This window comes from Herbaspirillum sp. C9C3 (assembly GCF_013359625.1).
Classification (GTDB): domain Bacteria; phylum Pseudomonadota; class Gammaproteobacteria; order Burkholderiales; family Burkholderiaceae_D; genus Herbaspirillum.
On record NZ_JABFMQ010000001.1, the window covers coordinates 430,878 to 445,680 of the forward strand.

11 protein-coding genes are annotated in these 14,803 nt (G+C 64.5%); 9 read left to right on the forward strand and 2 right to left on the reverse strand.

The genetic code is table 11. The features are described 5' to 3' along the window. Positions 1-96: 96 nt before the first annotated feature. The 9 genes from HNO82_RS02000 to dld all read left to right on the forward strand — a co-directional run bounded on the left by HNO82_RS02000 (position 97) and on the right by dld (position 10,955). Positions 97-1,563: an aldehyde dehydrogenase family protein gene (locus HNO82_RS02000; protein WP_175342615.1), complete on the forward strand. Its 1,467-nt coding sequence runs from the start codon at positions 97-99 to the stop codon at positions 1,561-1,563. Further along, positions 1,560-3,089 (forward strand): xylulokinase, encoded by a 1,530-nt coding sequence (xylB, locus tag HNO82_RS02005; protein ID WP_175342564.1) that lies wholly within the window; start codon positions 1,560-1,562, stop codon positions 3,087-3,089. The genes HNO82_RS02000 and xylB overlap by 4 nt, the downstream gene beginning before the upstream one ends. Continuing rightward, entirely contained in the window at positions 3,086-3,787 is a 702-nt protein-coding gene (locus tag HNO82_RS02010) for an HAD-IA family hydrolase (RefSeq protein WP_175342565.1), read from the forward strand. The genes xylB and HNO82_RS02010 overlap by 4 nt, the downstream gene beginning before the upstream one ends. A 9-nt stretch (positions 3,788-3,796) precedes the next feature. Continuing rightward, positions 3,797-4,636 (forward strand): MurR/RpiR family transcriptional regulator, encoded by an 840-nt coding sequence (locus tag HNO82_RS02015; protein ID WP_175342566.1) that lies wholly within the window; start codon positions 3,797-3,799, stop codon positions 4,634-4,636. A 63-nt stretch (positions 4,637-4,699) separates the two neighbouring features. Further along, complete coding sequence (rpiA, locus tag HNO82_RS02020) at positions 4,700-5,413, forward strand: ribose-5-phosphate isomerase RpiA (protein ID WP_175342567.1); 714 nt, start codon at positions 4,700-4,702, stop codon at positions 5,411-5,413. Between the two features lie 167 nt (positions 5,414-5,580). After that, positions 5,581-6,669 (forward strand): sugar ABC transporter substrate-binding protein, encoded by a 1,089-nt coding sequence (locus HNO82_RS02025; protein WP_175342568.1) that lies wholly within the window; start codon positions 5,581-5,583, stop codon positions 6,667-6,669. A 26-nt stretch (positions 6,670-6,695) separates the two neighbouring features. After that, entirely contained in the window at positions 6,696-8,213 is a 1,518-nt protein-coding gene (locus HNO82_RS02030; protein WP_175342569.1) for a sugar ABC transporter ATP-binding protein, read from the forward strand. A 28-nt stretch (positions 8,214-8,241) separates the two neighbouring features. Then, positions 8,242-9,252 carry an ABC transporter permease gene (locus tag HNO82_RS02035; RefSeq protein WP_217509768.1) on the forward strand — a complete coding sequence of 337 codons (1,011 nt, stop codon included), beginning with the start codon at positions 8,242-8,244 and terminating at the stop codon, positions 9,250-9,252. An 8-nt stretch (positions 9,253-9,260) separates the two neighbouring features. Further along, positions 9,261-10,955, forward strand: coding sequence for a D-lactate dehydrogenase (gene dld / locus HNO82_RS02040; protein ID WP_175342570.1), 1,695 nt, complete (start codon positions 9,261-9,263; stop codon positions 10,953-10,955). 7 nt (positions 10,956-10,962) lie between these two features. On the opposite strand, the gene prpF is transcribed toward dld, so the two are convergent. Next, positions 10,963-12,153, reverse strand: coding sequence for a 2-methylaconitate cis-trans isomerase PrpF (prpF, locus tag HNO82_RS02045; protein ID WP_175342571.1), 1,191 nt, complete (start codon positions 12,151-12,153; stop codon positions 10,963-10,965). Further along, positions 12,150-14,771 carry a Fe/S-dependent 2-methylisocitrate dehydratase AcnD gene (gene acnD, locus HNO82_RS02050; RefSeq protein ID WP_175342572.1) on the reverse strand — a complete coding sequence of 874 codons (2,622 nt, stop codon included), beginning with the start codon at positions 14,769-14,771 and terminating at the stop codon, positions 12,150-12,152. The genes prpF and acnD overlap by 4 nt, the downstream gene beginning before the upstream one ends. Between the last annotated feature and the right edge of the window lie 32 nt (positions 14,772-14,803).

Below are 14,803 nucleotides of genomic sequence, written 5' to 3' on the forward strand. Positions count from 1 at the left end.
AAAATGCAAATATTTCGAGCAAACAGGTTTGCTTGGCGCTCTTTTATCTAGTTATACTATATTTACCGTCGCTCAAGGAGATTCATGATGCAGGGGATGCCAGAGGTGTTGGCCCGTTTGTCGGGCAAGCAGTTTGTGCAGGGCCGGTTCATTGCAGGGGAGGGAGGCCAACTGGCCGTTCGCAATCCCGCACGTGACGAGGTGATCGGACACATCGCCGTGGCCACCCCCGCCGAGATCGCATCGACGGTCGCCGCCGCCCTTGCCGCCTGGCGTCCTTGGGCGAGTCAACCCGCGCGGGTACGCGCTGAAGCCCTGCACGCGCTGGGGCGCCTGATCGAGACGGATGCCGCCGCCATGGCGCAGGTGATGACCCTGGAACAGGGCAAGCCCTTCAACGAAGCCCTGGGCGAGATCCGCAAACTGGCCGAAGCCTGCCACTTCTATGCCGAGGAAGCCGTGCGGGTACACGGCGAAATCATTCCCAACGACCAGCCCGGCTATCAGAGCCTGATCCTGCGCGAAGCCATCGGCGTGGTCGCCGCCATCACGCCCTGGAACTACCCGGCCGAGCTGGTCGGTTGGAAGCTTTGTGCTGCGCTGGCGGCGGGCTGCCCCATCATCATCAAGCCTTCTGAATTCACTCCCTTCACTGCCCTGATGATCGCGGAAAAGACGCAGCAGGCGGGCATCCCGGCGGGAGTGGTGAGCGTGCTCAACGGCGACGGCGCCAGTGTCGGCCAGGCCTTGGTCGATCACCCGGACATTCCCAAGATCGCCTTCACCGGGTCCTCCCGCACCGGCTTGCGCATCCAGCAATCCTGTCCCGCCATCAAGCGACTCTCGCTGGAACTGGGCGGCAACTGTCCGCTGCTGGTCACGCGCCACGCGGACCTGCCACAGGCCGTGCAGGGCGCAGTGCGGCGCTCGTTCCGCAACATGGGGCAGATCTGCATTGCCATCAATCGCATCTATGTCGAGCGCACCGTCTATGCCGATTTTCTGGACCAGTTTGCCGCAGCCACGCGCAAGCTGATCATCGGTGACGGGCTGCTGAATCCGGCGGCGGATCTGGGTGCCATGGCGCAGGTCGCCCCCTTGCAGAAAACCCGCCAGCATTTGCAGGACGCACTGGACAAGGGCGCGCGGCTGGTCACGGGGGGCGCTGCACCGGAGGGTGAAGCTTTTGGCAAGGGACTGTTCTTCCAGCCCAGTATCGTGGCCGATTGCACGCATGAGATGCTGGTGATGCGTGAAGAAACTTTCGGCCCGCTGGTTGGCGTGGCGCCTTTCGATCGGCTCGATGACGCCATCGCCCTGGCCAACGACACCCCTTACGGATTGGCAGCCTATGCCTACACCCAAAACCTGCAGGAAATCCACCGCTGCGCCGCCGAGCTCGATGTCGGCAACGTGGCCATCAACCATGTCGACGCCGGCATCATGAATGCGCCCTATGGCGGTCGCAAGCAAAGCGGCGTGGGTGTCGAACATGGGCGCGAAGGCTTGCTGGAATACTTCCAGTTCAAGCACGTCCGCCTGCGTCACGGGGTGGGGGCATGACGACGCGCGCCGCTCTGTTGGGCATCGATATCGGCACCTCGGCCTGCAAGGCTTTGCTGCTCTCTACCGACGGTCAGGTGCTGGCCAGCGCCAGTGCCGGCTATCCGGTCTCGCAACCGCGTGAAGGCTGGGTCGAGCAAGACCCGGCCTGGTGGATTGCGGCCGCACGTCAGGCAGTTGCATCGGCCTTGCAATCGGCGGGGCCGAGCGAGCTGCTGGGCATCGGCCTGTCAGGGCAGATGCACGGCTTGACGCCGCTGGATGCGCAGTATCGGCCCTTGCGTCCCGCCATCCTCTGGAATGACCAGCGCAACCAGCTCCAGGCGGACCAGATCACCGAGGCCGCCGGCGGCTTGCCTGCCTTGCTGGCCCGCACCGGCAATCGCATGCTGGTCGGCTACACCGGCGGCAAGCTGCTATGGATGCAGCAGCAGGAACCGCAGCACTATGCGCGCCTGCACATGGCACTCAATCCCAAGGATTACCTGCGCTACGTGCTCACGGGCGAACTGGCAACCGAAGTCTCCGACGCCTCCGGCACGGGACTGTTCGATGTGCGCGAACGGCGCTGGGCCACGGGTGTGATGCAGGCTGCGGGACTGGATCCGGCGCATTTTCCGACGTGTCATGAATCACAAGTCATCACCGGACAGGTCCACGCGCAGGCGGCGACCCTGTTCGGCATCGCGCCCGGCATCCCGGTCATCGGCGGGGGTGGCGACAGCGTGATCCAGTCGCTGGGCGCCGGAGTGGTGGCGCCCGGTGCCTTGCAGACCACCATCGGGACCGCCGGCATTCTGGCGGCGGCACTGGATCGCCCGCTGCCATCGCCGGATGGCCGCATCCAGCTGTTCTGCAACGTAGCGCCCGAGCGCTGGCATGCCATGGGCGTCTCGCTCAATGCGGGCGGCGCGCTGGCGTGGTTCCGCGATGCGATGCAGGCAAATGCTGGCGCAGCCAGTTTTGAGGCAATCCTCGAAGCCGCTGCGCAGAGCCAGCCGGGCGCGCGCGGGCTGCTGTTCCTGCCGTATCTCTACGGTGAACGCTGTCCGCATCCCGATCCCTCGGCGCGTGCGGCCTTCGTCGGCCTGTCGGCGCGTCATGGCTTCGGTGATCTGGCGCGCAGCGTGCTGGAAGGCGTGGTGCATTCGCTGTGCGACATGCAGAACCTGATGCGCGCCATGGGCGTCACGTCCGACTGGGTCAGCAGCTCCGGCGGCGGTGCCCGGTCTGCACTGTGGCGCCAGATGCAGGCCGATATGCTGGGCTGCGATGTCCTCACCCGTCAGGGGGCGGCAGAAGGCGCCGCATTGGGGGCGGCCTTGCTGGCGGGCGTCGGCCTGCAGGTGTGGCCGGATATCGATCACGCCGCCGGTCTCATGCCGGAACTGACGCGCGAGCATCCCGACCCCGCACGCAGCGCGCGGTATCGGCAAGCGCATGCGATCTATCAGGATCTTTACGCCACGCTCTCGGACAGCTTCAAACGCCTCGGCGTGATCGCGGCCCAAGAGGAGGGCGCATGAGCCAAGACCGTGCGAGCCGCTACCAGGCCTTCATCTTCGACCTCGATGGCACCCTGATCGACAGCGCGCCGGACATTGCCGCTGCGGTCAACGCCTATCTGCAGGAGCAGGGCCATGCCGCGCTGGAGGTGGCCTATGTCGAACGCTTCATCGGCAACGGCCCGCGCCGCCTGATCCGGGACATCCTGCTAGACCAGGGCATCGTTCTGGAGGACGCGGCTTTGGACGATGCCGTGCAAGCTTATATCGGCCACTATCGCCGCCATCCGGCCAGCCACACGCGCTTCTTCCCGCATGTGAAGGAAGATCTGGAGAACCTCCACGCTGCCGGTTTCCGACTCGGCATCTGCACCAACAAACCGCATGCACTGACGCGCCAGATCCTCGACCTGCTTGCCTTGTCGCCGCTGGTGGAAGTGGCGCTCGGTGCAGATGCCGTTCCCGCCTGCAAGCCCGACCCCGGTCACCTGCGCGCCGTGGCGCGACACATGGCGCTGCCCGAGGGGGCGTGGGCCTACATCGGCGATACCCCGGTTGACCAGGCTACCGCCGAGGCGGCCGGTGTGCCGTTCTTCGTGGTGCCGTGGGGCGGCGGTGGCGAGGTGCAGGTACTACCGTCCCAGCGCCTGCGGCGCCTGCGCGACCTGCTGTCTTATAAAATCGCGCCTTTGGCCACCCCGCCATCGACAACAACATAAAGGACAGCCATGAGCAACAGCCTGCTGCAGCAGATCGTGCGCGAGCAAGAGGAAATGAAACCGGCCGAGTTGCGCATCGCGCAGTTCGTCAGCCAGGCACCGGGCGAGGTGATCCACATGAGCATGGCTTCTCTGGCCGAGCGCTGCGCCGTGAGTGACCCGACCATCGTGCGCTTCTGCCGCCGCTTCGGCTTCAATGGCTATCAGGATTTCAAGCTGAGCCTGGCGCAGAGTCTGGTCCCGAGCGCACCTTTCGTCTACGAACAGATCACCAAGGACGACGATATCGGCCAGATCGTGCGCAAGACCTGCCGCAATTCGCTCTCCGCCATCCAGCGTGCATTGGACGACCTGGTGCCGCAACAGGTCGAAGACGCGGCGGCGCTGCTGCAATCGGCCACCTGGATCGGCATTTATGCCAGCGGTATTTCGGAAATCACCGCGCTGGATGCCGAGCACAAGTTTCAGCGCCTGGGCCTGCGCTGTGCCGCGGTGATGGAGGAAAAGAAGCAATGGATGCACGCCGAGAAATCGCGGCCCAATGAAGTGGCCTTGATCTTCTCGCAATCCGGACATACCAGGCGCATGGTGGAGCTGGCCATGGCGGCGCGGGCGCGTGGCGCGCGCGTGGTGTCGGTGACGGCCGCGGACAGCCCGCTGGCCCAGGTCACCGACGCGCTCATCGCCGTGCTGCCGTATGACCAGACCGAATTCATGACGCCGCTGGCCTCGCGCCTGAACCATCACCTGGTGGTCAACATGCTGGTCACCGCCATTGCAGTGGCAAGCAACAGTGAATTCCCCGATCAGTTGCCGGCGTTGGATTCGTGGATGACCGACAAGATATAGCCCAACCGCGCATCGGCGCCCTACGCCAGCGGCCAGGGACAAATGCTTTTTTAAGGAGAGACCATGCAGTTGAACCAGAACGAAGCAAAGAAACTGGCCGGTCGCCGTGCCATCGACGAATTCGTGCGCGGCGGCATGCGCCTGGGCCTGGGCTCGGGGACGACCTCGCACTTCTTCGTGCGGGAACTGGCCAAGCACATCGCCGACGGCCTCGAGGTCACCTGTACGGCCACCTCGCGCTCGACCATCGATGTCGCACGCGAAGTCGGCATCCCCATCATGGATCCCAACGAGATCGGCCAGCTCGACCTGACCATCGACGGGCCGGACGAGATCGACCGCGATTTCCAGATGATCAAGGGCGGTGGTGCCTGCCTGCTGTGGGAAAAGATCATCGCCCACGCCTCCACCCGCATGATCACCATTTGTGACGAGAGCAAGATCGTCGATCGTCTGGGTGCCTTTCCGCTGCCGGTGGAAGTGGTGCAGTTCGCCTGGAAACAGACCGAACGCATGATCACCGACCTGCTGCGCGCACAGGGCATCGAGCCACGCATCGTCCGCCGTCACCGCGATGAGCGTCCGGTGGTCACGGACAGCGGCCATTTCATCCTTGACTGTCATTGCCACGCCATCGCCGACGCACCGCTGCTGGAAAGAGAACTCAACCGCATTCCCGGCGTGGTGGAGAACGGGCTGTTCACCCGAGAGGCGGCGGGCATGGTGGTGGGCTGTTTCGATGGTTCGGCCCATGTTTCCTGGCGTCCGGCGAGCTAGTAAAACTCCGTACACGCCGGGCGGATCGTGTGCAAGCTGAAGATGAAGTTTCGTTCCTGACTGTTGTTCCCCGAGGATGTCCGCCGTATACCGGGTGAAGCTTTCTTCTCGAACCCGATGGTCGGTGGGCCTGATAGCAAAACTATATAAATCAATTGGAGGTAGACATGAAATCGCATCCTGTATCGACGCGCCGCCAGCTTCTGCTGGGCGGAATGGCCATGGGCGGCTTGAGTGCCCTGGGCCTGCCCGGCTGGTCCGGTGCGCAGCAAAAGTTGCTCATCCCGTTCAGCAACAAGAGCCTCGATTATTACTTCTTCGTGATCGAAGAGGCCGCCGTCAAGCGCGCCGTGGAGGCTCATCAGGGCAGCTTCCAGGCCACCAACGCCAGCTTCGACAATACCCGCCAGCTGGAACAATGGCAGTCGCTGATGCTGTCGCGTCCGGCCGCATTGGTATCGGATCCCATCGACAGCCAGGCCATCGTCAGCGGCTTGCGTCGCTACAACCAGCAAAAGATTCCGGTGGCCATCATCGACACCCCGGCTGAAAGTGGCAACGTCGCCATCACCGTCAGCTTCGACAATTACCTGGGCGGCGTGATGGCCGCCAGGGAAATCATCAATCGGCTGGTCAAAAAACATGGCAGTGCCAAGGGCAAGGTGCTCAACTGCTATGGCGCGCTGGCCAGCGTGGCCTGGCGGCAGCGCAAGGAGGGCATGGACGCCGAGTTCGCCAAGCACCCGGGCATCACCTACATCAGTCGCCCGACCGAAGGCAAGCTGGACCAGATGCTGGCCGTGACCCTGGCCACGCTGTCCGAACATCCCGACCTCGACGCCGTGCACGCACCCAGCGATTCGCCCGCGCGCGGCATCGCCACGGCCTTGCAGCAGAAGAACCGCTGGAAGAAGGTGGATGAAAAGGATCACGTCATCTTTGTCACCATCGATGGCGAACCGGTGGCGCTGCGCTGGATTCAGGACGGTTACATGGATGCCTGCGTCTCGCAGGATCCGATTGCCTATGGGGAAGTCGCGGTGGAGATGCTGGTGAAATACGCGATCCCCGGCAAGGAAGTGCCCATCGGCCCGTATGAAAACAAGAAGTACTTCTGGGAAAAGGGCCAGATCGTCAAAGGCAAGACCGGCCCGACGCTCATCATCCCGCCCTTCGTGATCGACCGCAGCAATGCGGCCGACAAGCGCCACTGGGGTTATGTGGCCGAGAAGGTGTGGGGCATCGCCTATACCTGATCGCAGGCCTTGGGCAAGGAGACGCCATGACGACTGACAATTACTCCGCAGGCCGCACCGACCTGGCGCTGCGCGTGGACAAGCTGGGCAAGCGCTACGGCGCCTTTGACGCCCTGCGCGACATCACGCTGGGCATCCGGCGCGGCACCATCCACGGCCTGTTGGGCGAGAACGGTGCCGGCAAGAGCACGCTGGTCGGCCTGATCTCGGGCCAGCGTACGCCCAGCGAGGGCCGCATCTTCCTGGGTGAGCAGGAGATGCAGGGGGCCGACGTCAAGCGCATGGAAGCCGCCGGCGTCTTCCTGGTGCCGCAGGAGCCGATGATCATCGAGCACATGTCGGTGATGGACAACCTCATGCTGGGCCTGTGGCCGGTCTCGCGCGGCTTCATCTCGTTGCGGCGCATGCGCGAGAATGCCGCGCGCATGCTGGCCGGCAGCGGCATCGTGGCCGAGCGCATGGCGGGTTCGCTGGACGCGGTGGCGCGGCGCAAGCTCAACATCCTGCGCGCGATGTTCTCCGGCGGCAGCATCATCATCCTCGATGAGCCGACGGCCGCGCTGACCGTGCCGGACCGGCTTCAGCTGTTCGACTTCATGCGCCAGTTGCGGGCCTCGGGCGTGACGTTCATCTTCATTTCGCACTACAACGATGAAATCCTCGACATCTGCGACGCCGTCACCGTGCTGCGCGACGGGCGCCTGGTGGCTACCAGCGAGGAGGTCCGGCGTCTTAGCTCGTCGCAGCTCTCGCAATTCGTGCTGGGGCGGGAGCTGGACTTGTTCCAGCGTGAACGTGGCCACACGCCTGATGGCGGTGCCTGGCCCGATCCGATCTGCATCAACGAGATCGTGGGCGGGCGTCTCGACGTGCCGCAGTTGGCGATCCGGCCTGGTGAGATCATCGGCTTGACCGGTTTGCCGGGGGAGGGCGCCAAGGAGCTGGCGCGCGCACTGTTCGGACTGCACCCCGTGCGTGGCGGCAGTATCCGCTTCCCGCAGCAGCAGGCCGTCAGCCTGCCGCAGTCGCCCGATCAGGCCTTTGCGATGGGCATTGCCTATCTGTCGGATGACCGCAGGCGCGACGGCGTGGTCGGGCATCTGTCCATCCGCGAGAACATTGCCCTGTCGTCGCTGGCGCGCCGCTTGCGTCGCGGCCTGGTGGACGAGGCACAGGAACGCGAGACCTGCCATGGCTATTTCCGGCGCATGGGCATCAAGGCGGGCAGCAGCGAGGAGGCCGTCAACACCTTGAGCGGCGGCAACCAGCAGAAGGTCTGCCTGGGTCGCGTGCTGGCGACCACGCCGCGCCTGCTGATCTTGGACGAGCCCACGCGCGGCATCGACGTCGGCGTCAAGCAGGAGGTGCTGCGCCTGCTCGATCAGCTGTCCCGCTCCGGGGTGGCCGTCATCATCGTGTCCACCGACGTGGACGAACTGGCGCGGGCCGCCGATCGCATCTGCATCTTCCAGGGCGGACGCATCGCCCACACCGTCAGTGGCAGCGACATCAGTACCGACCACCTGCGCCGACTGGCGCAGTGACGACAACATGACACAAGGAGACTCCCCCATGACAACCGCAACCGAGATCGCGACCACCCCGGGTCCCGACCGTCCCGCTCCCGGCCGGGGCAAGCCGCGCCAGGTGCTGGCCTGGGTTCTGCGCAACGTGGTCTGGATCTGGCTGGTGGCGCTGGTACTGGGCTTTGGCCTGTTCAGCCAGTTCTTCCTGAGCGTGATGAACCTGCAGAACATCCTGGTGCAGGCCACCGTGCTGGGCCTGTTGGCGCTGGCCGTGGCGTTGCCTTTGCTGGTAGGCGAGATCGACCTGTCGCTGCCGGCCAACCTGGGCTTTTCCTCGGCCATCGGTGCCTGGCTCTATGCCAGCGTGGGCGGACCGTGGTGGATCACCATGCTGATCGGCGTGGCCGTGGCGACGCTGATCGGCTGGTTCAATGGCTTGTGCATCACGCGCCTGCGCATGGTCTCGCTGATCCAGACGCTGGCCATGATGATCGTGCTGCAGGGGGCCTTGCTGGCGCTCACCCAGGGCAAGACCATCACCAACCTCGACGATGGCTACATCTGGATAGGCTCGGCCACGCTGGGCGGCTGGCCGCTGATGCCGCTGATCTTCGTCATCGCGCTGCTGGCCATGTCGGTGATGCTGCGCCGAACCGTCCTGGGTCGCTCCATCTATGCGGTCGGCGGCAATGCGCTGGCCTCGCATGCGGCGGGCATTCGCGTGCATCGCATCAAGATCATCTGCTATGCGCTGGCCGGCGGTATGGCCGGCATCGCCGGTTATCTGCTGGCGTCGTGGCAGATCGCCATCACCTCCAACCAGGGCGCGAGCTACCTGCTGTATGCCATTGCCGCGCCCATCATCGGCGGGGTGAGTACCTTCGGCGGACGCGGCAGCGTGCTGGGCATCCTGGGCGGAGTCTTGTTGCTCACGGTCATCCAGGTCGGGCTGGCCATCATCAATGTGCCTTCCTTTTATGTGGGCATGATCGGGGGTGTGATGATCTTCATCGCCGTGGCCATCGATGCCATCCGCGTGCGCTTCTTCGTGCAATGAGCGGCGACATGGAGCCCCTGGAGACCTTGCTGCACAGCCTGCGCACCATCGTGGGCGCGGCCAACGTGCTGACCCGGGCTGCGGCCAAGCGGCGCTATTGCCGGGGCTACCGCTACGGGCAGGGCGAGGCGGCGGCCGTGGTCAGGCCCGGCACCCTGGTCGAGATGTGGCATGCACTGCAAGCCTGCCATGCAGCGGACGTCATCGTGATCTGCCAGGCGGCCAATACCGGCCTGACCGGGGGCTCCACACCCGCCGACGGCGGTTATGAGCGCCCGGTCATCGTGCTCAATACGCTGCGCCTGCGCGGTCTGAGCCTGCTGGATCAAGGGCGGCAGGTCGTGACCCAGCCCGGCGTGACGCTGGACCAGCTGGAGCGGACCTTGAAGCCCCTGGGCCGCGAACCACACTCGGTGATCGGGTCCAGCTGCATGGGGGCCTCCGTCACCGGCGGCATCTGCAACAACTCGGGCGGCTCCCTGATCCGGCGCGGTCCGGCCTACACTGAACTGGCCTTGTTCGCGCAGGTGGATGCGCAGGGGCAGCTGCAACTGGTCAATCATCTGGGCCTGGATCTGGGGAGCTCACCGGAAGAGATGCTGGCGCGGCTGGAGCGGGGGGATTTGGCCGATATGAACGAAAATGCCGGTCACTGTGCCCGTCACGCCTCCGATCACGAGTATGCCCGCCATGTACGGGACGTACAGGCCGCCACCCCGGCCCGTTACAACGCTGACCCTCGAAGGCTGTATGAAGCTTCAGGCTCGGCGGGCCATGTGGTGGTGTTTGCCCTGCGGCTCGATACCTTCGCCGCCGACCTTGCACCTACTGTGTTCTATATCGGCAGCAATGATCCCGCCGAACTGGAAGACATTCGCCGCAGCATGCTCATGCACTGTACGCATCTGCCGATTGCCGCCGAATACCTGCATCGGTCCGCCTTCCAGGCCAGCGAGCGATATGGCAAGGATTTGTTTCTGTTCATCCGCCATTGCGGGACCGAGCGGCTGATGCAGGCCTATGCCTTCAAAAGCCGGGTCGACGCCTGGCTGGACAAGCTGGGCATTCGTCCGGGGGCCACGGATCGCCTGCTGCAAAGGCTTTCAGGCTGGCTGCCAGCGCATCTGCCGGCGCGATTGACCATCTGGCGCGATCGCCATGAGCATCATCTGCTGCTGAAAATGCCGCTGGAAGGCGCGCAAGAGGCGCGGCAGCTGCTGCAGGGGCGCTTCCCGTCGGCCAGCGGTGATTTCTTCGAGTGCGAGGAAGAGGAGGGACGGGCCGCTTTCCTGAACCGCTTCGTGGTCGGCGCAGCCATCGTGCGCTATCGCGCGGTGCATGCGGAGGAAGTGGAGGATATCGTGGCGCTGGACGTCGCCTTGCCGCGCAATACGCAGGACTGGTTTGACCCCTTGCCGGCAGAGATTGCCGACAAGATCCGCTTCACGATGCTGTGCGGCCATTTCTTTTGCCACGTGATGCACCAGGAATACCTGATCAGGAAGGGCGAGGATTGCGAGGCGATCAAGAACGCCATCCTGGCCCTGCTGCAAGCCAAGGGCGCCAAGTATCCGGCCGAACACAATGTGGGGCACCAATACAAGGCCGAGCCCGCCCTGGAAGACTTCTACCGCCGCCTGGACCCGACCAACAGTTTCAATCCCGGTATCGGCAAGACCTCGCGCCGCAAGCACTGGCGCTAGGGCCTGTTCAGAACGCATCCCCCGGCACCCGCACCCAGCCTTCCATCAGCACCCGCGCGCTGCGGCTCATGATGGCCTTGGTGACGACCCACTGGCCATCTTCCAGCTTCGCTTCCGCACCGACACGCAAGGTCCCGGACGGATGGCCGAAGCGCACGCTGTGGCGTTCGCCCCCACCCGCCGCCAGGTTCACCAGCGTCCCCGGAATGGCCGCTGCCGTGCCGATGGCCACGGCAGCCGTGCCCATCATGGCGTGGTGCAGCTTGCCCATGGACATGGCGCGCACCAGTACGTCAGCGTCCTTCTCCGTGACAGTCTTGCCACTGGAGGAGATGTATTGCTTGGGCGGTGCAACGAAGGCCACCTTGGGCGTGTGCTGGCGGGTGGCTGCTTCTTCCACCTTGTTGATCAGGCCCATGCGGATCGCCCCATGCGCGCGGATCGTCTCGAAGCGCGCCAGCGCGGCGGGATCGCTGTTGATGGCGTCCTGCAGTTCGGTGCCGGTATAGCCGATCTCGTCGGCATTGAGGAAGATGGTCGGGATCCCGGCATTGATCATGGTGGCCTGGAAGCTGCCCACGCCGGGCACTTCCAGGGTATCGACCACATTGCCGGTGGGGAACATGGCGCCACCCGCGCCTTCTTCCTCAGCGGCCGGGTCCATGAATTCCAGCTGGACTTCGGCGGCGGGGAAGGTGACACCATCCAGTTCGAAGTCACCGGTTTCCTGTACCTGTCCGCCGCGAATGGGGACGTGGGCCACGATGGTCTTGCCGATGTTGGCCTGCCAGATGGTGATGACGGCCACACCATCCTGCGGCAGCTTCGAAGGATCCACCAGACCGGCAGAAATCGCGAAGGGGCCGACCGCCGCCGACAGGTTGCCGCAATTGCCGCTCCAGTCGACGAAATCCTTGTCGATGGAGACCTGGCCGAACAGGTAATCGACATCATGGCCGGGTCGCTCGCTGCGCGAGATGATGACTGTCTTGCTGGTGCTGGAGGTGGCGCCGCCCATGCCATCGATCTGCTTGCCGTAGGGATCGGGACTGCCGATCACCCGCTGCAGCAGCTTGTCACGCGCGCGGCCCGGGACGCGGGCGGCTTCGGGCAGGTCGTCCAGCTTGAAGAAGACGCCCTTGCTGGTGCCGCCACGCAGGTAGGTGGCGGGGATACGGATCTGGGGGACTTGGCTCATGCTTGTTCCTTGGCGTTCTGGCCGGCGTTGGCGGAGGCTTCCAGGAAATCCTGGGCGAAGCGCTGCAGCACGCCGCCGGCTTCGTAGATCGAGACTTCTTCGGCGGTATCGAGGCGGCAGGTCACCGGCACTTCCACGCGTTCGCCATTCTTGCGGTGGATCACCAGCGTCAGGTCGGCGCGCGGACGGCGCTGGCCGATGACGTCATAGGTTTCGGTACCGTCGATGCCGTAGGTATTGCGGTTTTCACCGGCCTTGAATTCCAGCGGCAGCACGCCCATGCCGATCAGGTTGGTACGGTGGATGCGCTCGAAGCCTTCTGCCACGATGGCTTCCACACCGGCCAGACGCACACCTTTGGCAGCCCAGTCGCGCGAAGAACCCTGGCCGTAGTCGGCGCCGGCGATGATGATCAGCGGCTGCTTGCGCTGCATGTAGGTTTCGATGGTTTCCCACATGCGCATGACACGGCCCTCCGGTTCCAGGCGCGCCAGTGACCCTTGCTGCACGCTGCCGTCGGCCTTCCTCACCATTTCGTTGAACAGCTTGGGATTGGCGAAGGTGGCGCGCTGGGCGGTCAGGTGGTCGCCGCGATGGGTAGCGTAGGAATTGAAGTCCTCTTCCGGCAAGCCCATCTTGGCCAGGTATTCGCCAGCGGCGCTGTCGAGCAGGATGGCGTTGGAGGGCGAGAGGTGGTCGGTGGTGATGTTGTCGCCCAGCACGGCCAGCGGACGCATGCCCGAGAGCGTACGCTCACCGGCCAGCGCGCCTTCCCAGTAGGGCGGACGGCGGATGTAGGTGCTCTTGGGACGCCAGTCGTAGAGCGGACTGACCGACTGACTGCGGTCCACGCGGGCGGCAAACATCGGCGTGTAGACATTGCGGAACTGCTGCGGCTTGACGGCGGCGGCCACCACGGCGTCGATTTCTTCATCGCCGGGCCAGATGTCCTTCAGGCGGATTTCGCGGCCCTCGGCGGTCACGCCCAGCACGTCCTGTTCGATGTCGAAGCGGATGGTGCCGGCAATGGCATAGGCCACCACCAGCGGTGGCGAGGCCAGGAAAGCCTGCTTGGCGTAAGGATGGATGCGGCCATCGAAATTGCGGTTGCCGGACAGTACGGCGGTGCTGTAGAGATCGCGGTCGATGATCTCCTGCTGGATCTTGGGATCGAGCGCGCCGGACATGCCGTTGCAGGTGGTGCAGGCAAACGCCACGATGCCAAAGCCCAGTCTTTCCAGGTCGGCGGTCAGTCCGGCTTCGTCCAGATACAGTTCAACGGCCTTGGAGCCGGGCGCCAGCGAGCTCTTGACCCAGGGCTTGCGGGTCAGGCCCAGGCGATTGGCGTTGCGCGCCAGCAGTCCGGCGGCGATCACGTTGCGCGGGTTGCTGGTATTGGTGCAACTGGTGATGGCGGCGATGATGACGGCGCCGTCGGGCATCTTGCCCGGTTCGTTCTCGACCTTGCCGGCGATGCCTTGGGCGGCCAGTTCGGAGACCGGCAGGCGCTTGTGCGGATTGCTCGGCCCCGCCAGGGTGCGCACCACGGTGGAGAGGTCGAAGCGCAGCACGCGCTCGTACTCGGCTTTGCTCAGGGTGTCGGACCACAGGCCCGCTTGCTTGGCATAGGTTTCCACCAGCTTGACCTGCTCATCTTCGCGGCCGGTCAGCTTCAGATAATCGATGGTCTGCTGGTCGATCGAGAACATGGCCGCCGTGGCGCCATATTCCGGCGCCATGTTGGAAATGGTGGCGCGGTCACCCAGGGTCAGGCTGGCCACGCCCTCGCCGTAGAATTCCAGATAGGCGCCCACCACCTTCTGCTTGCGCAGGAATTCGGTGAGCGTAAGCACAATGTCGGTGGCGGTAATGCCCGGCTGGCGGCGCCCGGTCAGTTCCACCCCGATGATGTCGGGCAGGCGCATCCAGGAAGCGCGGCCCAGCATGACGTTTTCGGCTTCCAGGCCGCCCACGCCGATGGCGATCACACCCAGCGCATCCACGTGCGGGGTGTGGCTGTCGGTGCCGACCAGGGTGTCGGGGAAGGCCACGCCATCCTTGGCATGGATCACCGGCGACATCTTCTCCAGATTGATCTGGTGCATGATGCCGTTGCCGGGCGGGATCACGTCCACGTTCTCGAAGGCCAGCTTGGTCCAGTCGATGAAGTGGAAGCGGTCTTCATTGCGGCGGTCTTCAATCGCACGATTCTTTTCAAACGCCTGCGGATCATCACCACCGCATTCCACCGCCAGCGAGTGGTCCACGATCAGTTGCACCGGTACCACCGGATTGACCTTGGCCGGGTCGCCGCCCATGTCGGCAATCGCATCCCGCAAGCCGGCCAGATCCACCAGCGCGGTCTGGCCCAGGATGTCGTGGCACACCACGCGCGCCGGGAACCACGGGAAATCCAGCTCACGCTTGCGCTCGATCAACTGGCGCAGCGAATCGGTGAGGGTGGCCGGATCACAGCGGCGCACCAGGTTTTCTGCCAGCACGCGGGAAGTGTAGGGCAGGGTTTCCCAACTACCGGGATGAATCGCCTCGACGGCGGCGCGGGCGTCGAAGTAGTCCAGTCGGGTGCCGGGCAGTTGCTTGCGGTATTGGGTATTCATGGCGGTTGGCTCGTGTCTCGTTGATGGAATGG